The organism is Marinobacter shunpengi, assembly GCF_045449715.1.
GTDB lineage: Bacteria > Pseudomonadota > Gammaproteobacteria > Pseudomonadales > Oleiphilaceae > Marinobacter.
The window spans coordinates 1-25,252 of the sequence record NZ_JBJJLA010000008.1 but is presented as its reverse complement, the minus strand read 5'-3'; the positions used below and the strand labels follow the sequence as shown (position 1 = coordinate 25,252).

Here is a 25,252-nt window from a genome sequence, read left to right as displayed (position 1 = left end):
GGGCCGGGTGTCCGTGACGGCACTATCATAACGACGACATTACACAAATAACACCGACAGCGGATGACGGCCGATGGTGTTGTTTGGTTATAATCCGCGGATGCCCAAGAAATCGCCCCCCAAACGCAGAAAATCCCCCGCCCGCAAGTCACGCCCAACCTTCAGGCAACGCCTGTGGTCTTTAGGCTGGCGTCTGGGCCTTATCCTGCTGGTACTGCTGGCGGGCTGGACCGTCTATCTGGATGCCGTGGTGACCTCCCGCTTCGAGGGGCGCCGGTTTGAGGTGCCGTCCCGGGTCTACGCCCGGCCACTGGAACTCTACGACGGCGCCAGCGTGAGCCGATCTTCACTGCGCCAGGAGCTGGAGCTAGCCGGGTACAGGAGCGGCGATGGACGTCAGTCCGGAACCTGGCAGCAGAACGGCAGCCGCTTCGTTATCGCCACCCGTGGCTTCGACTTTGTGGATAGCGAGGAGCCCCGCCGACGGTTGTCGCTGACCATTTCCGGCAACCGGGTGTCGGGCCTGCGCGTGCTGGAGGGTGATCCATCGCCGGTGGTCCGCCTGGCCCCGGCGGAGATTGGTGGTATCTACCCGGCCCATCGGGAAGACCGGGTGCTGGTAAGCCTCGATGATGCCCCGCCCCTGTTCGAGGAGGCACTGCTGGTCACCGAGGACCGCGATTTCTACGACCACTTCGGGCTCGCCCCCCTGTCCATCGCCCGGGCCATGGTGGCGAACATCAAGGCCGGGCGGGTGGTGCAGGGGGGCAGTACCCTGACCCAGCAGTTGGCCAAGAACTTCTACCTGACCCGGGACCAGACCCTGATCCGCAAGGGCAATGAAGCCATCATGTCGTTGCTGCTGGAGTGGCACTACGACAAGCGGGATATTCTGGAGACCTACCTGAACGAGGTCTACCTGGGACAGGCCGGCAGCCGCAGCATCAACGGCTTCGGGCTTGCCTCCCAGTTCTACTTCCGCAAGCGGTTCCAGGATCTGGCGCTCCACGAATCGGCGTTGCTGGTGGGGATGGTTAAGGGACCCAGTTACTACGACCCCCGCCGCAACCCGGAGCGGGCGCTGTCCCGCCGCAACCTGGTGATTGACCTGTTGGAGGAGCATGGCGGTATTGATGCGGAAACCGCCAGCGAGGCGCGGGCCAGGCCCCTGGGTGTTACCAGCCGACCCTCCTGGTCGGAGAACCGCTACCCGGCCTTTATCGACCTGGTGAAGCGTCACCTGGCCCGGGACTACCGCCAGGAAGACCTGCAGAGTGAAGGCCTGAGAATCTTCACCACGCTGCATCCGGCGATCCAGGAGCAGGCGGAGACCGCCGTCACAGAGACCCTGGACGAACTGGACCGTGGTTCCTCGGACACCCGGCTGGAGGCGGCCATGGTGGTCACCTCCCGGGACAGCGGCGAGGTCCAGGCCCTGGTGGGTGGTCGTGATGCCACCTTCGCCGGTTTCAACCGGGCACTGGATGCGCGCCGGCCCATCGGCTCGCTGGTGAAGCCCTTTGTCTACCTGACGGCGCTGGCGGAGCCGGACCGTTACACCCTGATCACCCCGGTGCGGGATACCGGCCTGGCCCTGGAATTCGAGAATGGCCAGCGCTGGGAACCACGCAACTTTGATCGCAAGCAGCGGGGCGAGGTGCCACTGCACATGGCCCTGTCCCGCTCCTGGAACCTGCCGGTGGTGCGCGTTGGCCTGGATGTGGGCGTGCCGGCGGTCCGGGAAACCCTGCAGGACTTCGGGGTGACCTCCGAGATCAGTCCCTATCCCTCAATGTTGCTGGGGGCGGTGGCCATGGAGCCGGTGACGGTGGCGCAGATCTACCAGGGGCTGGCTACCTCCGGCTTCAATACGCCCCTGCGCACCATCCGCGATGTCACCGACGCCCGGGGCGAGGTGCTTAATCGCTACAACCTGGAGGTGAACCAGGTGGCTGACCCGGCGGCGGTTCACCTGGTGCAGTATGCGATGCAGGAAGTCATGCGGGAGGGAACCGGCCGGTCCGCCTATTACACCATCCCGGAGAGCCTGGGGCTGGCTGGCAAGACCGGCACCACCGATGACGGTCGGGATAGCTGGTTCGCCGGTTTCAGTGGCGACCTGCTGGCCGTAACCTGGGTGGGCCGCGATGACAACGGCCCGACCTCGCTGACCGGCTCCTCCGGTGCCCTGCCGGTCTGGACCCGGTTCATGGCGTCGGTACCGCAACACGGCTTTTCACCGGTGGTGCCGGATGGCGTACAGTATCAGTGGGTCAACAGTGAGAAAGGTGTGCTCACCGACGATCACTGTGAAAATGCGCGGCTGATTCCCTTTATCGTCGGCAGTGAGCCGACGCAGTTCGAGGGGTGTGGCAGTGATTTCTCAAGACGCCTGCGTGGCTGGTTTGAAGGATTGTTCTAATGAATCAGGGGTTACGGAAGTTGATGTTCCTGGGGGCTCTCTCAATGGGGCTGGCCGGTTGTGCGTCCGATATCTATGCACCGCCGGGCGGAGGTGACCGCTCGCCGGAGACTGCACCACAGCCGCCACAGGTGGAACGGGAGGATGACGAGCGGACGGAGCGCCTGTCCGAACAGCCGCAAACGCGGGAAGAGGACCGGGCGCCCAGCCCGGGCTACCAGGAGCAGGGCGACGACCTTTCCCCGGCGGCGGCCAGCCTGATCCGCAAGGCGGATGACCTGATGGCCCAGGGTAACCCCGAAGCCGCGTTGGGCCAGCTTGAGCGGGCCCAGCGTATCTCACCCCGGTCTGCCCAGGTCTACTTCAAGCTGTCCGAGGCCTATGTCCGGACCGGCAACCTGGGGGCGGCGGAGCAGTTCACCCTCAAGGGCCTGTCCCTGTCCGGCTCCGACACCAGCCTGCAAAAAGCCGGCTGGGAACTGCTGGCCGGTATCCGCCGGGAGCGGGGCAATGTGGCCGGTGCCGAGCAGGCGGAACGGCGGGCCCAGCAGCTTTGATAAAAAAAGCCCCCGCGGGGCGGGGGCTTCTCGGAACGGTTGACCTTACCTGATTACTGAATGATCTCAGCCGTTGTCTCCGCATTGGCGGTAACCGTCACATTCTGCGTGCCAACGAATTCGAGTGTCTCGGAGGCTTCGTTGTCATCCGGCTCACAGGTATAGCTGATGGTGTAGTCCCCGGCCGGCAGGAAGGCGGCCTTGTAGCTGTACAGGCTTGCCTGGTCCTCGTTGGATACCGTCACTGCCACCAGCGGGCCGCCTTCCTCGTTCACGTTGAGGTCCGTGGGTTCAACATCCGCGCCCTCGTAGACATAGACCGAGCCATCGTAGCCGTCATCCACCGCGCAACCCAGTTGCTGTTCAATGTTGACAACATCCACCTCACCCACGATGGCCCCTGATTCAGAATTGTCCACCAGGCGATGGGCCGGTTTCAGGATGTACTTGTCGCTGCCGGAGGGTGCATTGCCACCGGCATTGATAATGGACTTCTTGACATCAAAATCGATCGTGAACTCGGCGGTATCGCCGGCTGGAATGACAAATCCGCCCTGCAGTTTCAAGCCGGTCTGGCGACCGGAGGGCAGGAACAGGAAAATGGGGGTCTGGTTTGGATCAGAGGCCTCGATAACGTACGGGTCCTCGCCCAGGTGCAGGCGAATCCATTCATATTCGCCGGCGGGGAGTTCCTCTCCGTCAAAGAGCTGGGCTACCCTGCCACCCTGGAAATCCAGCAGGTTGATGTCGACGGCGGTTTCCAGGTCGATGGTGACACTGTCCGAATCCGCCGGCTTCAACTCCACCGATGTAATGTTCAGCTGTGCTGCGGAAAGGTCGGTAACGGGCGCATCGGTCAGGCTTAGCGAGGCCGTACCGGTCGATGAATCGCTGTCACTGCTGCCACTGCCACCGCAGGCGGCCACTGCCGCAGCCAGGGTTGCGATGCTGATGGTTTTAAGAACCGGATTGTTCATGGGCCTTCCTCCGAGCTGGAATCTAATGTCAGGTGTGTGCGTTCGTTTATCGGTTGTGGGGCGTTGTGGATTCGTCACCCCTGTTGATTTCACGTGGTCAGTTGGTCGGAGGTTCCCGTTTCCATATTACATAATGTAAAGAAAGGAACGGATTGTATCCGGCGAAAGCGGATCACCCTCAATCGGTGGTTTTTCTGGTATAACGCAGGATTGCAGCAACCACTCCAAGAGGCTTCATTGTGGTACTGATGCCTTTCCGGCGATCGAGACGTCAGCGCTTCGAGACTCGTGTACAGCCCCACCTGGGTACGATGTACCGGTTTGCCTATCGCCTGACGGGGCGCCGGGAGGACGCGGAGGACCTGGTCCAGGACGTTGTGGTGAAGCTGTATCCGAAACTGGATGAGCTGGAAACACTGGACAGGCCCGGAACCTGGCTCAATCGTGTTCTGTACCACCACTTTGTCGATATTAACCGTAAGCAGGCCCAGCGGTCGCTGAAGTTCGAAAGTGAATTTGCTGACCCGGATAGCCTGCAGCCCTGGCTCGAGACGGTGCCGGACCCGGGCTTCGGGCCTGACGAGAGGCTGGAGCTGGACCGGCTGGGGCCGGTCGTCAGGGGCCTGCTCGATGCGCTGCCCGCCGATCACCGGACCCTGTTGCTGCTCCACGATGTGGACCGCTGGCGGCTTGAGGATCTCTCCGAGGTGCTGGACCTGCCAGTCGGCACCCTGAAGTCACGGTTACATCGAATTCGTTCGGCCCTGAGACGGAAACTCGAAAGTAACGTGGAACCGTCCGAAGCAGACCAACGTCTTGTGAAGTAGTGGATGCACCCGATATGTCCAAACACACGGATTCCGAGATTGAAATGAACTGTGGCGAACTGCGAGCCAATGTGGACAGGTTGCTGTCCGGGGATTTGTCCCGGGAGGACCGTGTACGCCTGTTCAATCATGCGGCCCGTTGCCGGTCGTGTGGGGAGTATCTGGACTGGGCCCACGAGGTGCAGCGCCTGGTAATCGAGGCTGCGCCGAACGAACCCCCATCGGACGACTTTGAAACACGGGTGTTCGATGCGGCCAGTGGCGGCCGCGGCAAGGTTTCCGTGAAACCTAGGTCTATCGGGTTTGCCGTGGCTGCGGCGGTCGTGTTGGCGGTGGTGCTCTGGCCGATGGCGTCCTGGAAGCCTGGGGATACCGCGAACGGGAACGCCGCTGCCCTTGCGGTCCTGGAGCCGGAGGTCCGCCAGGTTCGCGTGGCGTTTGCCTCCGAGGAGGCGCTGGAGAACGTTCAACTGACCCTGGAACTGCCCGACAATGTCGAACTGGAGCCGTTCCCGGGCCGGCATACCCTGAGCTGGCAGGTGGATCTCAGCCCCGGCGACAACGTGCTGACTTTGCCGTTGAGGGTGCTTTATCCCGCCGAGGGGGAGTTGGTGGCACGGCTGGATGACGGCGGTCGCCGTAAAACCTTTCGGGCCCCGATTCCGGTCGGGCTGGTGGACCCAGGAGCAACCGAATGAATGACAAGGTGAAATTCTGCAATAATGGGTGGAAGGCCTTTCCCCGGACGTTGCTGCTGTTGAACCTGGCGGCCTGTCTGGTGGCTCCGGCCGTGTTTGCCGACAACGACCTGGGCGTTACCATGCGGATGGTGACCGACGATGACGTGACGGAGAAGGTTACCCGTGAGATCAGCCTGCCCCGACCCACGGAAGCGACGGGTAACGACCGGGACAACCCGGGCAACTCAGGTGAGCAACCTGGTGGAGGTAACCCGCTGAACGAGGACGGGCCTCCGGGGCTGGAGCGTAATCGACCGGGCTTCAATCCGGCCGAGATGCGTGGTGACGCCTCGGAACGGGCCCGGGAACGCCGTTCGGATGCCGGCAGGCCCGACGCTCCGGGTAACCCTGACCGACCGGATAACCCGGAGCGCCCGGATCGACCGGACAATGACCGTCGGCCCTGATGGTCCCCGGCGGGACAGTCGATAGCGAACCGACACGGCGTTTTCTTCCATTGGTCGAGGCACGGCTTGCAGATCACCGCAACGATTTTCTCCACATTGTTTCTTCTGGGCTGGGCGGTCGTCTGTCAGGCCCAGGGATCGGTTCCCGCTGACGCGGAGGCTATGCTTGAGAAGGGCGTTCAGGCGTTCCAGTCCGGTGATGCCGAACAGGCCAGGCACTATCTCCTGGAGGCCAGGGCGTCGGGGCTGGAAAGCAATGCCCTGACCTACAACCTCGGTGTGGTGAACTACCGGTTGGCGCGATACGACGCCGCGGCCCGGGAGTTCAGGGCACTGCTGGACACCTCCCACCGGGACCTGGCCCGGTACAACCTGGGCCTGATTGCCCTGGCCACGGACAATCTCACCGATGCCCGTGATATTTTCCTGGCCCTGTCGATGGAGTCGGGGAACGAGAAGATCCGGGGGTTGTCTGCCCGTCAGCTTGAACGTCTCTCTGATACGCCCCCTGCCGGTGAACCGGAAGCGGGCCGATACCCGGTCGGTCTGGTCATGGTGGGTGCCGGCTATGACTCCAATGTCGACCAGTTGCCGGACAATGCGGCTTCCGGGCTGGGAGAGTCCTACTCCGATGTCATGTTCTCACTGGGCTCCGGTAGCGCCTCGACCGGGAATCACTGGATATGGAACGGTCTGGGTTACCACCAGCGCTTTCCCGGTAACCTGGAGTCGAACCTGAGCCTGCTGGAGGGGGACCTGGGCTGGCAGACCCGGGTGGCGGCCACGGATCTCCAGGCAACGATGTTCACCCGGCACTGGTGGCTCGACACCGGCCTTGTGGAATCCTATTACGGGGTACAGGGGTTAATCCGCCAGCAAGGCTGCGGTCCGCTTGATCACTGTTATGCCCGCCTGGAACTGGCGGCGGTATCAGGAGGATCTGGTTACCCGGAGTACGATGGCGGTCAGTATGACCTGGAGGTGGGGGGCTACCAGCATCAGTGGGGAGGGCGTCTGGGTGTGGAGCTGCGGCTCGGGTTGGCAGACCGGGACAATATCCGGGATCCGGACTACGCCGCCAGTGTTTCCCCCTTCCGGCAGGGGCTGGAGCTGAGTTGGCGTAAGGCGCTGGCGGAGAGGCTGGCGCTGACCCTGAAAGGCGCCTACCGGCACAGCGACTACGACGAGGATTACCAGTGGCAGACCTCCGCCGGCCCGGTCTCGGAACAGCGGCAGGACGACCGCTGGTCCGGCGGTATCCTGGTGGACTGGCAGTTGGCGCCTGACTGGTTCGTGAGCAGCGAACTGTCCTACGAGTCGAACGAGAGCTCGCTGGACGGTTACGACTACGATCGTTACAACCTGTGGGTAGGGGTCGGGAAGACCTTCTGAAGGTCTCCCCGAAAAAGTGCCCTACAGGGTCGCCATGACCTTTCCGGCGGCGGCGATGGTCTCGGCGATGTCGTCGTCACTGAGGGCAGCGTTGGTAAAGCCCGCCTCGAACGCTGACGGTGCCAGGTAGATGCCCTCCTTCAGCATGCCCTGGAAGAATGCCTTGAAGCGTTCCACGTCGCAGTTCATTACCTGGTCGAAACGACTGACTTCCGGCTCTTCGGTGAAGAACAGGCCGAACATGGCGCCGGCACTTTGTACCGTCAGCGGGATTCCGGCCTTCTTCGCCTCCTCACGGAAGCCGGCGCACAGGGCCCGGGTCTTTTCGGTCAGTCGGTCGTGGAAGCCATCCTCGGAGATCAGGTTCAGGGTGGTCAGGCCGGCGGTCATGGCCAGCGGGTTACCGGACAGGGTGCCGGCCTGGTAGACCGGCCCCAGGGGCGAAATGTGCTCCATGATTTCCCGCTTGCCGCCAAAGGCGCCCACCGGCAGGCCACCACCGATGACCTTGCCCAGGGCGGTCAGGTCCGGGGTGATGCCATAGTGCCCCTGGGCACCGCCCAGCGATACCCGGAATCCGGTCATCACCTCGTCGAAGATCAGCACCGAGCCGTGCTCGTCACAGACCTCCCGCAGGGTTTCCAGGAAACCGGGTGCCGGCGGGATGCAGTTCATGTTGCCGGCCACCGGTTCCACGATCACCGCAGCCACCTGGTCGCCCAGCTCCTCAAAGGCCTGGCGTACACCCTCGCTGTCGTTGTAGGTGAGGGTGATGGTGTGCTCCGCCAGGCTGGCGGGAATGCCCGGCGAGTTGGGGACGCCCAGGGTCAGGGCGCCGGAGCCGGCCTTCACCAGCAGCGAATCCACATGGCCGTGGTAGCAGCCCTCGAACTTGATGATCTTGTCGCGGCCGGTGTAGCCCCGGGCCAGGCGGATGGAGCTCATGGTGGCCTCGGTGCCGCTGTTCACCATCCGCACCAGTTCGATGGAGGGCACCAGTTCGCACACCTTTTTAGCCATTTCGGTCTCGATAGCGGTGGGCGCACCATAGCCGACCCCCAGGTCGATCTGCTTGTGCAGGGCCTGCTTGATGTGATCGTTGGAGTGGCCGACGATCATCGGTCCCCAGGAACCCACGTAGTCGATGTAGCGCTTATCGTCCTCGTCGTACAGGTAGGCGCCTTCGGCATGCTTGAAGAAAATCGGTGTACCGCCAACGCCGCGGAAGGCCCGCACCGGTGAATTGACACCACCGGGAATGTATTTCTGTGCCTGTTCAAACAGCGTTTCTGATTGTGTCATGTCAGCGGCTCCTCGGTTGTCGACTGAAACGGGTGTCCTGGCGGAACTCGCAGGATCGGGATGGCAATGCTATCAGAGATTGAAAAACGGGTGGTGGTCGGCGAACAGCCGGGTAAAGGCCCGGGCCCGCTCCTCCACCTGTTCCGGCGTGCCGCCGAAAAGGCCACCGACCACAGCCAGCAGGTCGGCCCCGGCGCGGATCAGGGGTTCGCCATTGTCCACCGTGACACCGCCGATGGCGGTGCGAGGCAGCCCCAGGGACGCGGCCTGGCGAAGAATGTCAGGGCTTGCCGGTGACGCCCCGGGTTTTGTGGACGACGGATAGAAGCGGCCGAACGCCAGGTAGTCCGCGCCCTCGTCGCGGGCCCGTTCAGCCAGATCCAGGCGGCCGTGGCAGGTAGCCCCGATGATGACATCGTCGCCGAGCAGGCGGCGGGCATCGGCCACAGAACCGTCCTCCTGCCCCAGGTGCACGCCGGCGGCACCACAGGCCCGGGCCAGCTTGGGATCATCGTTGATGATCAGTGGCACCTGGAAGGCCCGACAGCGTTCGTTCAGGGCGGTCGCCTGTCGCAGGCGGTCGGTGCGGGGCAGGCGCTTCTCCCGGTACTGGACCAGCACGGCCCCGCCCTGCAGGGCGGCCTCCACTGCCGGCAGCAAGGCGTCCTCCGGCAGCAGCGTGCTGTCGGTAATGGCGTAGAGCCCCGGTCGCAGGCCCTTGCCGAAGGTGGACGTGCTCATGATTTCCCGGACCAGGGCACGCCCCGGTCCGGCACTGGCTGGCCGTTGCCGACCCTGAGGGCGTGGTTGATGGCCCCTGCAACAAAGCGCTGGGCCTGCTCGATGGCGTCTTCCAGGGGCAGGCCCTGGGCGCGCCCGGCGGCGATGGCAGCAGCCAGGGTGCAGCCGGTGCCATGGTATTCGCCGCCCACCCGCGCGATCTGCCAGGACCGGACCGGTTGGCTCGGGCGGTACAGGGCGTTGGTGATGCTGGGGCCGGTGCCATGGCCTCCGGTAGCCAGGATGCCGGCGCAGCCCTGCCGGATCAGGGCATTCGCCGCCGTTTCCTCGTCGTCACTGGCGCCCAGCTGGGCCAGTTCGATACCGTTTGGCGTGATGACGTCGGCCCGTGTAAACAGCCGGGTCTTCATGGCTTCCAGCAGGGCCTCGTCGGCCAGGTCGCCACCGCCGGCGGCCTTGATGACCGGGTCCACAACCAGCGGCACATCCGGGTGCTGGTCCAGGAAGTCGGCGAGCACTCCGACCACGTCGGCGTTGCCCATGGCACCGGTCTTGACGGCGTCGATGCGGCAGTCTCCGGCCAGGCATTCCAGTTGCTGGCGGACCAGGTCGGCATCCACCGGGGCGGCGTTGTAGACGTTGCGGGTGTCCTGGACTGTCAGGCAGCTCAGCATCGGCAACGGATGGGCGCCCAGTGCGGTGACCGCCTGGATATCCGCCTGCAGGCCGGCTCCCCCGGACGGGTCCAGTCCTGAAACGATCAGTACCTGGGGGCGTTCATGAAGTTTGATGGCGCATCTCCTCGGAACAGTCAGAAGGGTTTGACCACGGCCAGGATCACGATGGCAACCAGCGCCAGTACCGGCAATTCGTTGAACCAACGGTAGAAGACATGGCTGCGCTGGTTGCGGTCATCCCGGAACACCTTCACCAGATGGCCGCAGTAGAAATGGTAGATGATCAGCAGGGCCACCAGCAGTAACTTGGCGTGGATCCAGCCCTGGCTGAAATAGCCCGACACATTGTAACTCAACAGCCATACCCCGAAGACCACTGTGGCTACCATGGAGGGCGTGCTGATACCTCTATACAGTTTGCGTTCCATGACCTTGAAGCGCTCGCGTCCCGCCTGGTCCTGGCAGGCGGCATGGTAGACGAACAGCCGGGGCAGGTAGAAGATGCCGGCGAACCAGCACACCAGGGCAATAATATGCAGGGCTTTAACCCAGAGCATGGTCAACTCCGTCGGTATTGGTAATAGCTTTCGATATCGGATTTCAGGACGATACCGTAGATTCGCTGGATCATTGGCGCCACATGTCGCTGTACGTACAGGGCTTCCGCCTTGGAGGACTCAAACTGGTCCAGGGCTTCCTCCAGGGTGGCCTGGTACTGGATCGGGGCCACATCCCGGCGGTTGGCCGGCATTTCCATCAGGTCGATGGTCTCCGGCAGGGGCCGGTCTTCCTCGGCTTCCCGGTTCCTGAGGTGTTCCAGGAAACGGACCAGGTCGACGGAAGGCAGCAGGGCGGCCGGGCCGTTGTTGCCTTCCACCACCAGCCACTTGGGTTCGTTCTTGAGCAGCTTGCGGGCATCCTCGTAACTGATCGTCCGGTCGGTGCGGGTCACGCTCCGTTCCATGATGGCACCCACCGACACCCTCCTCAGGGCCTGGATGATGGGAGAGTTGTGGTAGCTGAGGCCCTGGGTCTGGAGCATGGTCAGGAACACGGATTTCTTGCCAAATACCTCGCTGGTGACCAGGGTGGCGGTGGTGATGATCAGCATGGCAGGCAGGATGATATTGGGATTGCGGGTCAGTTCCAGCAGCGCCATCAGAGCGGCCAGTGGCGCCTGCAGAACCGCCCCCATCATGGCCCCCATGCCCAGCATGGCGTAAAAACCCACGGATGACGTGGCCGTCGGTGCTACGGCGGCACCGATCAGCCCCATGGCGCCGCCCAGGGTGGCGCCGATGAAGATGGTCGGACCGATGATGCCGCTGGGCATGCCCAGGCCGATGGTCAGTGCCGTGATCAGCAGTTTGGCGATGCCGGCACCCAGCAGCAGCCAGAATCCGATCTGGCCGTAGATGGTGCCGGTCACCGTGTCGTAACCGATCCCCATGACTTCCGGCACCAGGATCGCAAAGGGCACCATCAGCAGACCGGCGGCGCCCAGCCGCAACAGTATCGAATGGTGCTGGTACCGGCTGGTCCAGGACAGCAGGTGGATGAACCCCGCCGCTGCCACGCCAATCACGATGGCAATGGCGATGATCCAGGGGATCTCCAGTAGCGAGTTCATGGTCAGGGCCGGTACCGAGAAGGCCGGCTCGGTACCATAGACCGCGTGGGTGACAATGGCGGCACTGACGGCGGCCAGGATGATCGGGGTGAAGCCGGCGATGGTGTATTCCATCATCACCACCTCCATGGCGAAGATGACCCCGGCAATGGGTGTATTGAACGATGCCGAGATGGCGGCGGCGCAGCCACAGGCCACCAGGGTTCGGATGCTGTTGTTGGGCAGCCGCATGTACTGGCCCATCAGGCTGGAAAAGGTGGCCCCCAGGTGCACTGCCGGTCCTTCCCGGCCCGCGGACTGCCCGGTGACCACCGTGGTGATGCCGGTCACGAACTGGACCAGGGCACTGCGCAGGGGAATATAGCCCTGGTGATAGTTCAGGCGCTCCATGACATGGACCACGCCCACCTTGCGGTCGCGGGTGGCCAACTGGTTGAGGAACAGTCCCAGCAGCAGGGCCCCCGCCAGGGGCAGGGCGCCACGGGTCATCCAGTCAAGGGCCTCGAAGTTCTCGGCGTTGTCGCCGGGCAGGAAGTGGCTCAGCGGCCACTCAATGGCAAAACGGAACAGCAGGATCACACCGCCGGTGACCACGCCGGACAGCAGGCCAAGCAACGCCAGTTGCGGCAGGGCGTCCACGCCGGCAAGGCGCCGACGGAACCTGGACACCAGGTTGTCGGTCAACAGTTTCCTTAACTTCTCCATGGCGTCGCCATTGGCACTGAGCTCCTTGATTCACCGGACGGCGGATTAATCAATACAGTGGGTTATGTGGCATTGTAACCAGCCCGGTCGCTGCTGCAATAAGACACTGGTTTATCATGATAGACTAGGGGTTTGCCGGGCAATGGGGCGGCAGGCTCCTTAGGGTGACGCAGTGGTCTCCCGTCGGGGTTGGCCCATTCCACAGTTTCAAAGTACAGGAGAGATCGGTGATTAAAGCAGGCATAGTTGGCGGCACGGGGTATACGGGCGTCGAGTTGCTCAGGATTCTGGCTACCCATCCGGAGGTGGAGGTATCGTGCATTACCTCGCGCTCGGAGGCGGGTATGGCTGTTGCCGACATGTACACCAATCTCCGAGGCTACTACGACCTGGTCTTTAGTGAGCCCGACGTCGAAGTGCTGGCCCAGTGTGACCTGGTGTTCTTTGCCACACCCCACGGCGTGGCCATGCGCATGGCGCCGGAATTGCTTGCCCGGGGCGTGCGTGTGGTGGACCTGTCGGCGGACTTCCGCATCAAGGACCTGGAGGTGTGGGCACGCTGGTATGGTATGCCCCACGACACCGCCGAATGGGCGGCAAAGGCGGTTTATGGTTTGCCTGAGGTGGCTCGCCATGCGATCCGCGAGGCGGAGCTGGTGGCCAACCCCGGCTGTTATCCCACGGCGGTCCAGTTAGGCTTCCTGCCGCTGCTGGAGAATGGCCTGGTGCGTACAGGGCACCTGGTGGCGGATGCCAAATCCGGTGCCAGCGGTGGCGGTCGTCAGGGCAAGATCGGCATGCTCCATGGTGAGGTGGGCGAGAGCTTCAAGGCCTACGGCGCCTCCGGTCACCGTCACCTGCCGGAAATCCGTCAGGGCCTGGAGCAGGCCGCCGGCGGCAGGGTGGGGGTCAGCTTCGTGCCCCATCTGGTGCCGATGATTCGCGGTATCGAAGCCACGCTGTATGCCGAACTGGAAAATCCGTCCGATTTCGACCGCTTGCAGGGCCTGTTTGAGGACCGCTTCCGGGACGAGCCGTTCGTGGACGTCATGCCCTTTGGCAGTCACCCGGAAACCCGCAGTGTCCGGGGCGAGAATACCTGCCGCATGTCCCTGCACCGGCAGGAGGACAGCCCGATTGTGATCATCAGCTCGGTCATCGACAACCTGGTCAAGGGTGCCGCCGGTCAGGCGGTCCAGAACATGAACATCATGTTCGGCCTCGACGAGCGCGCGGGCCTTCGGGCCCCGGCGCTGTTGCCATGACCCTGACGTTCATCGTCGGAGGCAGGAACCTTGGCTGAAACCCGGAATGCCCAGGAAGAATTCGTTATTGTGCCCAGGCGGCGGACGTTCCGCCCCTATCGGGTGATCGGCGTGCTTTTGCTCTGCGCACTGTGTGGTCTGGTGGGTTATGGCGTCGGCTGGTCCCAGGGCGGTTACCGGATTGAGGACGTGGCCCAGAGCCGGCCATCACTGGCCAAGGAGCTGGCGGAGGTCAAGGCGGACTATGATCAGGTCCGACAGGAGAAGGTGCGCCTGGAGCGCAGCCAGGCCATTGACGGGGAGGCCCTTAATTCCGCCCGTAATACCATTGCCGACCTGGAGGCCACTATTGCGACCCTGGAGGCGGACCTGACCTTCTACCGGAATATCATGGCGCCATCGGAGGTGAGCAAGGGGCTGCAGGTGGACCAGCTCTCGCTCCGGGATGTCCGTGGCGAGGGCCGTTACGAGTTCAAGCTGGTGTTGACCCAGGTAGGTGACAACAAAAGCTACATTTCGGGCGTGGTGGCAGTGAATATCATAGGGGAGCTGGAAGGTGAACAGGAAGTCATTCCCTTGAGGGACCTGTCAGAGGATGTCGAGGATCTGGGTGTGCGTTTCCGCTTCCGCTATTTCCAGGATGTGGAAGGCACGCTGGCCTTGCCTGACAATTTTGAACCCTATGAAATCCAGGTGGTTGCCAAGGCGGAAGGAAGTAACGCCTCCCAGGCGGAGCGAACCTTCGAATGGCAGCCGCTCGCGGAGAATTAAACATGTTCAGCAACAAGAAGCAGAAAGCCAAGCGTCCCCAGGGCCGTTTCGATACCCTGATTTCGGCCAAGACCCGGGTAGAAGGGGATATCCATTTCACCGGTGGCCTCCACATTGACGGCCGGGTGAAAGGCTGCGTGGTGGCGGAAGAACAGGCGGACAACGCATTGCTCCGTCTGTCGGAGTGCGGTGAAGTAGAGGGCGATATCGTTGCCCCCAATATCGTTATCAATGGTACGGTGAAAGGCGACGTATATGCACTGGCGCACCTTGAACTTGCCGAAAAGGCCGCCATTACCGGTAATGTCTTCTACAACCTGATCGAGATGGAGGCTGGCGCTTCGGTAAACGGCAATATGGTCCACAGTAAGGACACTGTTAACCTGCCGCGTCGGCTGGCCGGTCCCGGTAAACCGGAACTGGTGGGCCGGGACGGCGATGACCTGCCGGAAGACTCCCCCGGCGAGCCCGGCGCCATCCCCATGGATGAGCGGAAGGCCGCGGGGGACAAGGCGGAGTAGCCTGATCCGGGAACCATGGCAGGGCCGGCAGGGTCTATAGTTGATCGGAATACTCGGGAATACCATAATGACATCATCAACGTGATGTCGGGAGGCAGAATTGAGCGCAGTTCAGGAACAGGTAGCAGTACCGCTGTTTTTCAGTGATAACGCGGTCGCCAAGGTGAAGGAACTGGTTGAGGACGAGGGCAACCCCGACCTCAAGCTGCGGGTGTTTGTCACCGGCGGGGGCTGCTCTGGCTTCCAGTATGGTTTTTCCTTCGATGACAGCCAGGAGGAAGACGACACCGCGGTTGACCGTGATGGTGTTACCCTGCTGGTCGATCCCATGAGCTACCAGTACCTGGTCGGCGCTACCGTTGATTACCAGGAAGGTCTGCAGGGTTCCCAGTTCGTGGTCCAGAATCCCAATGCCACATCCACCTGTGGCTGCGGTTCTTCCTTCGCCATCTGATGATCGTCTACGCGGGATAGATCCCGCCAAGCACCCTCGGCCCGCTGGCTCCGGTGACGGCAGGTACGTTGCCGGCCAGTCCTTCCATGGTTTGTCTTGCCAGCCAGGCAAAAGCCGCTGCTTCCACCCATTGGGGGTCGATCCCCAGGTCCGCTGTGGTGTATACCATACCCTGTGGTGCCAGCAACTCGCCGAGCCGCATCATCAACGCCGTATTCAGGGCGCCGCCCCCGCAGACGTAGACGGCCAGTGGGCGTTGTGATGGCAGTGCCCTGGCGATGGTGAGAGCTGTCAACTCCAGCAGGGTCCGTTGTACATCCTGCGGTGCGAATCCCGGTTCCCGGTCCACGCGGGCGTCCAGCCAATCCAGGTTGAAAAGCTCCTTGCCGGTACTCTTGGGGGGCGTCAGGCTGAAGTAGGGCTCCTCCATGAAGCGTTTCAGCAGGACGGGCAGGACTTGCCCCGTCAGTGCCCATTGTCCTTCCGCGTCATAGGTCTTCCCGGTATGCCGGTGGCACCAGGCATCCATCAATCCATTGCCCGGGCCGGTATCGAAGCCTCCGTGGGCGGAAGCGCCACCGGCGGGCAGCCAGGAGAGGTTGGCAATGCCGCCAATGTTTACCAGCACCCGGTTCTCGGAAGGGGATCCGAACACCGCGTGGTGGAAAGCGGGCACCAGCGGCGCCCCCTGGCCACCGGCGGCCATATCCCGCCGACGGAAATCCGCCACGGTGGTAATGCCGGTGCGCTCCGCGATCACATTGGGATCGCCCAGTTGCAGGGTAAAGGGATCGTGCCCGAGTGGCTGGTGACGAATGGTCTGGCCGTGGCTGCCTATGGCGGTCACCGGGCCCTGGTAGCCCGAGGATGCCAGGAGGTTCCGGGCGGCCCGGGCAAAGAGTTCACCCACGGCCCGGTCGCAGTGCCCCAGGTCATCGGGGGTACCGCGATTCTGGCTGAGATCTACAATTGACTGGTAGAGCGGGGCGGGAAAAGGCTCGGTGTGGGTGGCGGATAGTGATGCGCTACCGGCCCCATCCAGTTCCACCAGTGCGGCGTCGATGCCGTCCATGCTGGTGCCTGACATGAGGCCGATGTAGAAGGACACGGGTTACCTTACTGCTGCTCTTCGTCGGCGACGGCTTCCTCGGCCATGGCAACCTGGCGGAAGCCCTCCCCGAGGGTGTTCAGCTGCGCAACCTGCTGCTGGGTGGCGGCCTTGAACCGGGCCATCTCGCTTTCCGGTACCGGGTTGGCTTCCGGCAGATCGACGGTGCGGGAGTTCCTGGCGACACCATTGACCCGGAATTCATAGTGCAGGTGAGCGCCGGTCACCATGCCGGATGCGCCGACATAACCAATGGTCTGGCCCTGCTCGACCCGGGTGCCGTTGCTGATGCCTTTGCCCAGCTTGCTCATATGGGCATACAGGGTGGTGATGTTGTCGCCATGGGACAGCACGACGGTGCGGCCATAGCCGCCCTTCCAGCCAGCGAAGGACACCCGGCCATCGCCGGCCGCCTTGATGGGAGTGCCCGTTGGTGCGGCATAGTCGGTGCCTTCATGGGGGCGTACCACATCCAGTACCGGGTGGCGACGCTGCAAATTGAACGGCGAGGATACCCGGGCGTTGATGGGCGTGCGCAGGAAGGCCTTGCGCATGCTGTCGCCATCGGGAGTGTAATAGTCGCTGTCGCCGTTGCTGTCGGTATAGTGAAGGGCGATGACTTCCCGGCCGCGATTGACAAAGCGGGCGGCGATGATCTTTCCGTTGTCTATCTTTTCATCGTCCAGGTACAGTTCTTCGTAAATCACTTCAAAGGTGTCACCCTTGCGGACATCGTATACAAAATCGATATCCCAGCCGTAGATCCCCGCCAGCTCCATGGTGACCCGATCGTCCAGTCCGGCTTCCTTCCCGGCCAGATACAGGGAACCTTCGATTTCACCGGAGGCGAAGGCAACCCGGGGTTCCGGCTCGCGCAGGACGGTTTCACCCGCATAGCCTTCGTCAGTGCGTTCGATCACCAGGGACTCAAGCCGGTTGCGCTCCAGCCGTACTTCTTCCAGCTCGCCATCGGGAGAAGTACCGAAAGCCAGGGTTTCGCCAACATAGAGGTGCTGGAGCTTCTCGGCGTCACCATCACCATGGATAACGGAAAGCATCAGGCCGTCGTTAAAGCCGGCTTCGTTGAACAGGGTCGACAGGGTGTCGCCGCTTTCAACGTCCACTCTGGTCCACTCAAGGGCGGGTTCCGCAGGCGGGGCGGGTTGTTCGGGGGCGGCTGCTGTGGCCTGGTCAGGACTTGGCGGTGCTTCGGCACCCTCATGGGTAGCTGAGCCCGGCGCGGCGTCAGGTGCTGACCTATCGGTGTTGGCCACCGGTTGTTCAGGACCGTCGGTGGCTTTTCCGGACTCCTGTTGGAGGTCCAGGTCGATGGTCATGCGCTTTGCTTCGACGTCGGCGCTGGGGCTGAGCACCAGGGCTGAACCCACGACGAGGCTGATGCCGGCAACGGCAATCAAATGAATCTTGGGGAACGTTTTAATCACGTCAACAACCTGTTTTTATCGCTACTTCCGCAGCTTGTGTGATCTGGTTCAAGTGATGGCTCAAGTATAGAGCATGCTGATTCGTATAAAAAGCACGCACTTTCACGCCGAAATAAAAGAATCACGGCAGATTTTCCTGATTCGGCTGATATAATCTCCGGCCTGAATTTATACAGCCGGGAAGCCGGTAAAGGTCCAAATGTATCAGGGTTTGCGGTTACGCTCAGCTTACTTTTGTTGAGGACTGTAACGGGCCCGCCTGATTTTGCTATGGGGTTCAAGGTTTATGGCATCTGTTGAAGAGGCGCTGGCGGTCATCAAGCGTGGGGTGGACGAGCTGATTCCGGAGGAGTCCCTGTTGGAAAAGCTCCGCGAAGGGCGGCCGCTGAAGATCAAGGCCGGGTTTGACCCAACGGCGCCGGATCTCCACCTGGGGCACACGGTGCTGATCAACAAGCTCCGTCAGTTCCAGGACCTGGGGCATGAGGTGATCTTCCTGATTGGTGACTTCACCGGCATGATCGGTGATCCCTCAGGAAAAAGTGCCACGCGGCCGCCATTGACCGAGGAGCAGGTCAAGCAGAACGCGGTGACCTATAAAGAGCAGGTGTTCCGGATTCTCGACCCGGCGAAAACCACCGTGGTGTTCAACTCCGAGTGGATGAGTAAGATGACCGCGGCCGACATGATCCGGCTTGCAGGTCAGTATACGGTTGCCCGCATGCTGGAGCGGGATGACTTCGACAAGCGCTACCGCGCCGAGCAGTCGATCGCTATCCACGAATTCCTCTACCCGCTGGTCCAGGGGTACGACTCTGTCGCCTTGGAGGCAGACGTGGAGTTGGGAGGTACGGACCAGAAGTTCAACCTTCTGATGGGGCGCATCCTGCAGCGGCACTACGGGCAGGATCCCCAGGTTGTTCTGACCATGCCGATTCTGGAGGGGCTCGACGGCGTTCAGAAGATGTCCAAGTCACTCGGCAACTACGTCGGGGTTACGGATTCACCGGGCGAGATGTACGCCAAGCTGCTTTCAATTCCCGATCAACTGCTGTGGCGTTACTTTGAGTTGCTCAGTCTCCGCCCGTTGGCGGAGGTGGAGGAATACCGCAAGGCCGTGGAGGCTGGTGCCAACCCGCAGGACTACAAGAAGATTCTGGCGGAGGAGATTATCACCCGGTTCCATGACGAGGAGGCCGCTGCCAACGCCCACAAGTCCGCAGGTAATCGTGTGGCGCTTGGTGCGATTCCGGAGAATGTGCCGGAAGTGGAAGTGTCCCTGGGGGGGCAGGAAGAGCTCCCCATTTCTGCGGTACTGCGTCTTGCCGGGCTGGTAAAGAATGGTGCTGCGGCCCGGGATGTGCTTGGGCGGGGGGCTGTCTACATCAATGGCGAGCAGCTTGAGGATAGTGGTCGTCGTTTTGCGAAAGGCGAGGATGTGGTGATTCAGGCGGGCAAGAAGAAGATTGCCCGTGTTTTGATTGTCGATTGATCGATTTTAAAGAAAACGAAACTTTTTGTGATCTGGCCGTTGACAGGAATCGGTGAGGCTGTAGAATGCGCCCCACTTCGACGGACACGGCCCATGAGGCTTGAACGGGAAGGCGAAGTAAGCGGTTGTTTGATTTGGGTTTTTGCGGTTCAGGTCTTCTTCGGGAGCGGCGTTAAAAACCTTGAAATAATCGTTGACAAGGTGGCGATCTGATGTAGAATACGCGGCCTTGATTGAGCAGATGCTCAACGCTCTTTAACAAGTTGACCAAGTAATTCGTGTGGGCGCTGGCCGAGACTATCTGGCGACAGATAATCGAGGCAAGCGACTCGTCGAGAATGAGTTTTGTCTTGAGCAAGATTAGAGATCTTCGGATCTTGTATGATTTAAACTGAAGAGTTTGATCATGGCTCAGATTGAACGCTGGCGGCAGGCCTAACACATGCAAGTCGAGCGGAAACAGGGGGAGCTTGCTCCCCGCTGTCGAGCGGCGGACGGGTGAGTAATGCATAGGAAACTGCCCAGTAGTGGGGGATAGCCCGGGGAAACCCGGATTAATACCGCATACGCCCTTCGGGGGAAAGCAGGGGATCTTCGGACCTTGCGCTATTGGATGTGCCTATGTCGGATTAGCTAGTTGGTGGGGTAATGGCCTACCAAGGCGACGATCCGTAGCTGGTCTGAGAGGATGATCAGCCACATCGGGACTGAGACACGGCCCGAACTCCTACGGGAGGCAGCAGTGGGGAATATTGGACAATGGGGGCAACCCTGATCCAGCCATGCCGCGTGTGTGAAGAAGGCTTTCGGGTTGTAAAGCACTTTCAGCAAGGAGGAAAACGTGTTGGCTAATACCCAGCATGCTTGACGTTACTTGCAGAAGAAGCACCGGCTAACTCCGTGCCAGCAGCCGCGGTAATACGGAGGGTGCAAGCGTTAATCGGAATTACTGGGCGTAAAGCGCGCGTAGGCGGTTTGATAAGCGGGATGTGAAAGCCCTGGGCTTAACCTGGGAACGGCATTCCGAACTGTCAGGCTAGAGTATGGTAGAGGGTAGTGGAATTTCCTGTGTAGCGGTGAAATGCGTAGATATAGGAAGGAACACCAGTGGCGAAGGCGGCTACCTGGACCAATACTGACGCTGAGGTGCGAAAGCGTGGGGAGCAAACAGGATTAGATACCCTGGTAGTCCACGCCGTAAACGATGTCTACTAGCCGTTGGGACTCTTGAAGTCTTAGTGGCGCAGTTAACGCACTAAGTAGACCGCCTGGGGAGTACGGCCGCAAGGTTAAAACTCAAATGAATTGACGGGGGCCCGCACAAGCGGTGGAGCATGTGGTTTAATTCGACGCAACGCGAAGAACCTTACCTGGCCTTGACATGTTGGGAACTTTCCAGAGATGGATTGGTGCCTTCGGGAACCCAAACACAGGTGCTGCATGGCCGTCGTCAGCTCGTGTCGTGAGATGTTGGGTTAAGTCCCGTAACGAGCGCAACCCTTATCCCTAGTTGCCAGCACATCATGGTGGGAACTCTAGGGAGACTGCCGGTGACAAACCGGAGGAAGGTGGGGATGACGTCAGGTCATCATGGCCCTTACGGCCAGGGCTACACACGTGCTACAATGGCGCGCACAGAGGGCTGCAACCCCGCGAGGGTGAGCTAATCTCATAAAACGCGTCGTAGTCCGGATCGCAGTCTGCAACTCGACTGCGTGAAGTCGGAATCGCTAGTAATCGCGAATCAGAATGTCGCGGTGAATACGTTCCCGGGCCTTGTACACACCGCCCGTCACACCATGGGAGTGGATTGCACCAGAAGTGGTTAGTCTAACCTTCGGGAGGACGATCACCACGGTGTGGTTCATGACTGGGGTGAAGTCGTAACAAGGTAGCCGTAGGGGAACCTGCGGCTGGATCACCTCCTTAACGATAGCTGGAGGTTTCGGTCAGAGTCCACACGAATTACTTGGTCAATGAGAAGAGAGCAAAGGGTCTTTCGGGCCCGACTTGGCTTGTTTGTGACAAGCAAAACCGGGTCTGTAGCTCAGGTGGTTAGAGCGCACCCCTGATAAGGGTGAGGTCGGTGGTTCAAGTCCACCCAGACCCACCAAAATTGACCAGCTCGTCGTTGCGCCAGGACTCGCGTACTGATGTACGCTTCACCTTGGCGCGCCTAGATCTGATCAATTTTCCGAGTACGGCGAGTGAACACGGTTTGCCGGCTTGGTGAGTGGCTGATATTAGGGGCCATAGCTCAGCTGGGAGAGCGCCTGCCTTGCACGCAGGAGGTCGGCGGTTCGATCCCGCCTGGCTCCACCAAAACCTGGTCGACGATCCCTGAATACCTGACGCAAGTCAGTGTGCAGAAACAAGTGTTTCGAATTGATGACCATCGAAGCCCTTCTTTCTGATCACTGGGTCAGAATTGCTCTTTAACAATTCGGATGAGATTGAAACACGAGATTGATTCTTCTAGTTCAGAGTCAATCTCAGCGATAACGATCAAGCGTTATCCGGTGTGTCGTTGAAGTGGTTGTTTATAGCTTCAGTCGGCTGTCTCTGAATCTCGTCGAGAAGCGAGAAATGGTGAATCACTTCGGTGGTTGGCGATTTCCTGTTGAACGATGAGGCGCAGGTCAGTTGTCTTGGGGTTATATAGTCAAGCAACTAAGCGCATACGGTGGATGCCTTGGCAGTCAGAGGCGATGAAAGACGTGGAAGCCTGCGATAAGGCTCGGGGAGCTGGCAAACAAGCTGTGATCCGGGCATCTCTGAATGGGGAAACCCACCGACTTTCGGGTCGGTATCTTACACTGAATCCATAGGTGTAAGAGGCGAACCGGGGGAACTGAAACATCTAAGTACCCCGAGGAAAAGAAATCAACCGAGATTCCCTTAGTAGCGGCGAGCGAACGGGGACCAGCCCTTAAGCTGGACGACTGGTAGGAGAAGGTTCTGGAAAGGACCGCCATAGTGGGTGATAGCCCCGTATCCGAAACCTGAGTTCAGTGAAATCGAGTAGGACGGGTCACGTGTAATCCTGTCTGAACATGGGGGGACCATCCTCCAAGGCTAAATACTCCTGACTGACCGATAGTGAACCAGTACCGTGAGGGAAAGGCGAAAAGAACCCCTGTGAGGGGAGTGAAATAGACCCTGAAACCGTATGCGTACAAGCAGTCGGAGCCCCTTCGTGGGGTGACGGCGTACCTTTTGTATAATGGGTCAGCGACTTATGTTCAGTGGCGAGGTTAACCGTGTAGGGGAGCCGTAGGGAAACCGAGTCTGAATAGGGCGACTTAGTCGCTGGGCATAGACCCGAAACCGGGCGATCTATCCATGAGCAGGGTGAAGGTGCCGTAACAGGCACTGGAGGCCCGAACCCACTGTCGTTGAAAAGCCAGGGGATGACTTGTGGATCGGAGTGAAAGGCTAATCAAGCCCGGAGATAGCTGGTTCTCCCCGAAAGCTATTTAGGTAGCGCCTCGGACGAATACCACTGGGGGTAGAGCACTGTTTCGGCTAGGGGGTCATCCCGACTTACCAACCCGATGCAAACTCCGAATACCAGTGAGTACTATCCGGGAGACACACAGCGGGTGCTAACGTCCGTTGTGGAGAGGGAAACAACCCAGACCGCCAGCTAAGGTCCCCAAGTACCAGTTAAGTGGGAAACGATGTGGGAAGGCTCAGACAGCTAGGAGGTTGGCTTAGAAGCAGCCATCCTTTAAAGAAAGCGTAATAGCTCACTAGTCGAGTCGGCCTGCGCGGAAGATGTAACGGGGCTCAAACTGGTCACCGAAGCTGCGGCTGCATACGCAAGTATGCGGGGTAGGGGAGCGTTCTGTAAGCCTGCGAAGGTGTGTCGAGAGGCATGCTGGAGGTATCAGAAGTGCGAATGCTGACATGAGTAACGATAATGGGGGTGAAAAACCCCCACGCCGGAAGACCAAGGGTTCCTGCGCAACGCTAATCGGCGCAGGGTGAGTCGGCCCCTAAGGCGAGACCGAAAGGTGTAGTCGATGGGAAACGGGTTAATATTCCCGTACCTTGGGTAGCTGCGATGGAGAGACGGAGAAGGCTAGGTGAGCCGGGCGACGGTTGTCCCGGTTTAAGCGTGTAGGAAGGGGACTTAGGCAAATCCGGGTCCTCAATTCCGAGACGTGACGACGACTGCCCTTTCAGGGCGGGAAGTCATTGATGCCAGGCTTCCAGGAAAATCTTCTAAGCTTCAGGCTACTCGGGCCCGTACCCCAAACCGACACAGGTGGTCAGGGTGAGAATCCCAAGGCGCTTGAGAGAACTCGGGTAAAGGAACTAGGCAAAATGGTGCCGTAACTTCGGGAGAAGGCACGCCGGCGTTAGGTGAAACCCCTGCGGGTGGAGCCGAGGCCGGTCGAAGATACCAGGCCCCTGCGACTGTTTATTAAAAACACAGCACTGTGCTAACACGAAAGTGGACGTATACGGTGTGACGCCTGCCCGGTGCCGGAAGGTTAATTGATGGGGTTAGTCCTCGGACGAAGCTCTTGATCGAAGCCCCGGTAAACGGCGGCCGTAACTATAACGGTCCTAAGGTAGCGAAATTCCTTGTCGGGTAAGTTCCGACCTGCACGAATGGCGTAACGATGGGGGCGCTGTCTCTACCCGAGACTCAGTGAAATTGAAATCGCCGTGAAGATGCGGTGTATCCGCGGCTAGACGGAAAGACCCCGTGAACCTTTACTATAGCTTCACAGTGAACTTTGAGCATGTTTGTGTAGGATAGCTGGGAGGCTTTGAAACCGGGACGCCAGTTCCGGTGGAGCCAACCTTGAAATACCAGCCTGACATGTTTGAGGTTCTAACTTGGTCCCCTGATCGGGGATGAGGACACTGTGTGGTGGGTAGTTTGACTGGGGCGGTCTCCTCCCAAAGCGTAACGGAGGAGCACAAAGGTGGGCTAAGCATGGTCGGACATCATGCGGTTAGTGTAATGGCACAAGCCCGCTTAACTGCGAGACAGACACGTCGAGCAGGTACGAAAGTAGGTCATAGTGATCCGGTGGTTCTGTATGGAAGGGCCATCGCTCAACGGATAAAAGGTACTCCGGGGATAACAGGCTGATACCGCCCAAGAGTTCACATCGACGGCGGTGTTTGGCACCTCGATGTCGGCTCATCACATCCTGGGGCTGAAGCCGGTCCCAAGGGTATGGCTGTTCGCCATTTAAAGTGGTACGCGAGCTGGGTTTAGAACGTCGTGAGACAGTTCGGTCCCTATCTGCCGTGGACGTTGGAGATTTGAGGAAAGCTGCTCCTAGTACGAGAGGACCGGAGTGGACGAACCTCTGGTGTTCGGGTTGTCACGCCAGTGGCACTGCCCGGTAGCTATGTTCGGACGGGATAACCGCTGAAGGCATCTAAGCGGGAAGCCCCTTCCAAGATGAGATCTCCCCGGGCCCTCGAGGCCCCTGAAGAGCCGTTCAAGACCAGGACGTTGATAGGCCGGGTGTGTAAGCGCTGCGAGGCGTTGAGCTAACCGGTACTAATTGCTCGTGCGGCTTGACTATATAACACCCAAGACAACTGCGATAACCTTGATCGTAAAGCACTTCAATCTCATCCATCCCAGTGATCAACCGTTTTGCCTGACGACCATAGCGGTCTGGAACCACCTGATCCCATCCCGAACTCAGCAGTGAAACAGACCAGCGCCGATGGTAGTGTGGCGTTGCCCATGCGAGAGTAGGTCATCGTCAGGCTCTTAATCCCAAAACCCCGACAGCTAACGCTGCCGGGGTTTTTTATTGGCCGTTAGAAAGAGATGACCTACG

The 25,252-nt window shown here is 60.5% G+C and carries 19 protein-coding genes, 2 tRNA genes and 3 rRNA genes; 16 read left to right on the top strand and 8 right to left on the bottom strand.

Annotated features, from left to right (window positions below):
- The first annotated feature begins 100 nt into the window (after positions 1-100).
- Together mrcB and ACJO3T_RS02770 are read left to right on the top strand one after the other, a co-directional pair.
- On the top strand, positions 101-2,422 hold the full coding sequence (gene mrcB, locus ACJO3T_RS02775) for a penicillin-binding protein 1B (protein WP_406962479.1): 2,322 nt from the start codon (positions 101-103) through the stop codon (positions 2,420-2,422).
- Positions 2,422-2,979 carry a tetratricopeptide repeat protein gene (locus ACJO3T_RS02770; RefSeq protein WP_406962481.1) on the top strand — a complete coding sequence of 186 codons (558 nt, stop codon included), beginning with the start codon at positions 2,422-2,424 and terminating at the stop codon, positions 2,977-2,979. Before mrcB ends, ACJO3T_RS02770 begins: the two co-directional genes overlap by 1 nt.
- A 53-nt stretch (positions 2,980-3,032) precedes the next feature.
- On the opposite strand, the gene ACJO3T_RS02765 is transcribed toward ACJO3T_RS02770, so the two are convergent.
- Complete coding sequence (locus ACJO3T_RS02765; protein ID WP_406962483.1) at positions 3,033-3,956, bottom strand: DUF4382 domain-containing protein; 924 nt, start codon at positions 3,954-3,956, stop codon at positions 3,033-3,035.
- A 248-nt stretch (positions 3,957-4,204) separates the two neighbouring features.
- On the opposite strand from ACJO3T_RS02765, the gene ACJO3T_RS02760 reads away from it, so the two are divergent.
- From ACJO3T_RS02760 to ACJO3T_RS02745, 4 genes are all read left to right on the top strand, one after another.
- Entirely contained in the window at positions 4,205-4,783 is a 579-nt protein-coding gene (locus tag ACJO3T_RS02760; protein ID WP_406962519.1) for an RNA polymerase sigma factor, read from the top strand.
- Positions 4,784-4,797: 14 nt separating this feature from the next.
- Positions 4,798-5,481 (top strand): anti-sigma factor family protein, encoded by a 684-nt coding sequence (locus tag ACJO3T_RS02755; RefSeq protein ID WP_406977704.1) that lies wholly within the window; start codon positions 4,798-4,800, stop codon positions 5,479-5,481.
- Positions 5,478-5,930, top strand: a complete 453-nt coding sequence (locus ACJO3T_RS02750) for a hypothetical protein (RefSeq protein ID WP_406977702.1) — start codon at positions 5,478-5,480, stop codon at positions 5,928-5,930. The genes ACJO3T_RS02755 and ACJO3T_RS02750 overlap by 4 nt, the downstream gene beginning before the upstream one ends.
- 162 nt (positions 5,931-6,092) lie before the next feature.
- Complete coding sequence (locus tag ACJO3T_RS02745) at positions 6,093-7,322, top strand: tetratricopeptide repeat protein (RefSeq protein WP_406977700.1); 1,230 nt, start codon at positions 6,093-6,095, stop codon at positions 7,320-7,322.
- A 21-nt stretch (positions 7,323-7,343) separates the two neighbouring features.
- Here the strand turns inward: ACJO3T_RS02745 and hemL are convergent, their stop codons facing one another.
- The 5 genes from hemL to ACJO3T_RS02720 all read right to left on the bottom strand — a co-directional run bounded on the left by hemL (position 7,344) and on the right by ACJO3T_RS02720 (position 12,377).
- On the bottom strand, positions 7,344-8,624 hold the full coding sequence (gene hemL / locus ACJO3T_RS02740) for a glutamate-1-semialdehyde 2,1-aminomutase (protein WP_406977699.1): 1,281 nt from the start codon (positions 8,622-8,624) through the stop codon (positions 7,344-7,346).
- A 72-nt stretch (positions 8,625-8,696) separates the two neighbouring features.
- Positions 8,697-9,365, bottom strand: coding sequence for a thiamine phosphate synthase (gene thiE, locus ACJO3T_RS02735; protein WP_406977698.1), 669 nt, complete (start codon positions 9,363-9,365; stop codon positions 8,697-8,699).
- On the bottom strand, positions 9,362-10,129 hold the full coding sequence (gene thiD, locus ACJO3T_RS02730) for a bifunctional hydroxymethylpyrimidine kinase/phosphomethylpyrimidine kinase (protein WP_406977734.1): 768 nt from the start codon (positions 10,127-10,129) through the stop codon (positions 9,362-9,364). The genes thiE and thiD overlap by 4 nt, the downstream gene beginning before the upstream one ends.
- A 47-nt stretch (positions 10,130-10,176) precedes the next feature.
- Entirely contained in the window at positions 10,177-10,605 is a 429-nt protein-coding gene (gene hemJ, locus ACJO3T_RS02725; RefSeq protein WP_406977697.1) for a protoporphyrinogen oxidase HemJ, read from the bottom strand.
- Positions 10,602-12,377 carry a chloride channel protein gene (locus ACJO3T_RS02720; RefSeq protein ID WP_406962497.1) on the bottom strand — a complete coding sequence of 592 codons (1,776 nt, stop codon included), beginning with the start codon at positions 12,375-12,377 and terminating at the stop codon, positions 10,602-10,604. Before ACJO3T_RS02720 ends, hemJ begins: the two co-directional genes overlap by 4 nt.
- Before the next feature lie 227 nt (positions 12,378-12,604).
- Between ACJO3T_RS02720 and argC the strand changes: the two genes are divergently transcribed.
- From argC to erpA, 4 genes are all read left to right on the top strand, one after another.
- The gene (gene argC, locus ACJO3T_RS02715; RefSeq protein ID WP_406962499.1) at positions 12,605-13,642 is read left to right on the top strand and encodes an N-acetyl-gamma-glutamyl-phosphate reductase; all 1,038 of its coding nucleotides are present in this window, start codon (positions 12,605-12,607) and stop codon (positions 13,640-13,642) included.
- Between the two features lie 30 nt (positions 13,643-13,672).
- A complete protein-coding gene (locus ACJO3T_RS02710) occupies positions 13,673-14,413 on the top strand; it encodes a DUF6776 family protein (RefSeq protein ID WP_406962501.1) in 741 nt (246 codons plus the stop codon).
- A 2-nt stretch (positions 14,414-14,415) separates the two neighbouring features.
- Entirely contained in the window at positions 14,416-14,934 is a 519-nt protein-coding gene (locus ACJO3T_RS02705; protein WP_406962503.1) for a bactofilin family protein, read from the top strand.
- A gap of 100 nt (positions 14,935-15,034) precedes the next feature.
- Positions 15,035-15,388, top strand: coding sequence for an iron-sulfur cluster insertion protein ErpA (gene erpA, locus ACJO3T_RS02700; protein ID WP_406962505.1), 354 nt, complete (start codon positions 15,035-15,037; stop codon positions 15,386-15,388).
- Between the two features lie 7 nt (positions 15,389-15,395).
- Here erpA and ACJO3T_RS02695 read toward each other — a convergent pair whose 3' ends face one another.
- Both ACJO3T_RS02695 and ACJO3T_RS02690 read right to left on the bottom strand, forming a co-directional pair.
- Entirely contained in the window at positions 15,396-16,496 is a 1,101-nt protein-coding gene (locus tag ACJO3T_RS02695) for an anhydro-N-acetylmuramic acid kinase (RefSeq protein ID WP_406962507.1), read from the bottom strand.
- Between the two features lie 8 nt (positions 16,497-16,504).
- Positions 16,505-17,941 carry an OapA family protein gene (locus ACJO3T_RS02690; protein WP_406962509.1) on the bottom strand — a complete coding sequence of 479 codons (1,437 nt, stop codon included), beginning with the start codon at positions 17,939-17,941 and terminating at the stop codon, positions 16,505-16,507.
- 286 nt (positions 17,942-18,227) lie between these two features.
- Between ACJO3T_RS02690 and tyrS the strand changes: the two genes are divergently transcribed.
- The 6 genes from tyrS (at position 18,228) to rrf (ending at position 25,180) form a co-directional block, all read left to right on the top strand.
- Positions 18,228-19,433 carry a tyrosine--tRNA ligase gene (tyrS, locus tag ACJO3T_RS02685; RefSeq protein ID WP_406977696.1) on the top strand — a complete coding sequence of 402 codons (1,206 nt, stop codon included), beginning with the start codon at positions 18,228-18,230 and terminating at the stop codon, positions 19,431-19,433.
- Between the two features lie 388 nt (positions 19,434-19,821).
- Positions 19,822-21,362: ribosomal RNA gene (locus tag ACJO3T_RS02680) — 16S ribosomal RNA — on the top strand.
- 107 nt (positions 21,363-21,469) lie between these two features.
- Positions 21,470-21,546, top strand: a tRNA-Ile gene (locus ACJO3T_RS02675).
- A 133-nt stretch (positions 21,547-21,679) separates the two neighbouring features.
- Positions 21,680-21,755: transfer RNA gene (locus tag ACJO3T_RS02670), tRNA-Ala, on the top strand.
- Positions 21,756-22,093: 338 nt separating this feature from the next.
- A 23S ribosomal RNA gene (locus tag ACJO3T_RS02665) occupies positions 22,094-24,988 on the top strand.
- A gap of 77 nt (positions 24,989-25,065) precedes the next feature.
- A 5S ribosomal RNA gene (rrf, locus tag ACJO3T_RS02660) occupies positions 25,066-25,180 on the top strand.
- The 16S, 23S and 5S rRNA genes sit together here with 2 tRNA genes alongside, the layout of an rRNA operon.
- The last annotated feature ends 72 nt before the right edge of the window (positions 25,181-25,252 follow it).

Coding starts and splice junctions, on each gene's coding strand:
- mrcB (WP_406962479.1), top strand. CDS start 101: ATGCCCAAGAAATCGCCCCCCAAACGCAGAAAATCCCCCGCCCGCAAG.
- ACJO3T_RS02770 (WP_406962481.1), top strand. CDS start 2,422: ATGAATCAGGGGTTACGGAAGTTGATGTTCCTGGGGGCTCTCTCAATG.
- ACJO3T_RS02765 (WP_406962483.1), bottom strand. CDS start 3,956: ATGAACAATCCGGTTCTTAAAACCATCAGCATCGCAACCCTGGCTGCG.
- ACJO3T_RS02760 (WP_406962519.1), top strand. CDS start 4,205: ATGCCTTTCCGGCGATCGAGACGTCAGCGCTTCGAGACTCGTGTACAG.
- ACJO3T_RS02755 (WP_406977704.1), top strand. CDS start 4,798: ATGTCCAAACACACGGATTCCGAGATTGAAATGAACTGTGGCGAACTG.
- ACJO3T_RS02750 (WP_406977702.1), top strand. CDS start 5,478: ATGAATGACAAGGTGAAATTCTGCAATAATGGGTGGAAGGCCTTTCCC.
- ACJO3T_RS02745 (WP_406977700.1), top strand. CDS start 6,093: ATGCTTGAGAAGGGCGTTCAGGCGTTCCAGTCCGGTGATGCCGAACAG.
- hemL (WP_406977699.1), bottom strand. CDS start 8,624: ATGACACAATCAGAAACGCTGTTTGAACAGGCACAGAAATACATTCCC.
- thiE (WP_406977698.1), bottom strand. CDS start 9,365: ATGAGCACGTCCACCTTCGGCAAGGGCCTGCGACCGGGGCTCTACGCC.
- ACJO3T_RS02720 (WP_406962497.1), bottom strand. CDS start 12,377: ATGGAGAAGTTAAGGAAACTGTTGACCGACAACCTGGTGTCCAGGTTC.
- ACJO3T_RS02705 (WP_406962503.1), top strand. CDS start 14,416: ATGTTCAGCAACAAGAAGCAGAAAGCCAAGCGTCCCCAGGGCCGTTTC.
- tyrS (WP_406977696.1), top strand. CDS start 18,228: ATGGCATCTGTTGAAGAGGCGCTGGCGGTCATCAAGCGTGGGGTGGAC.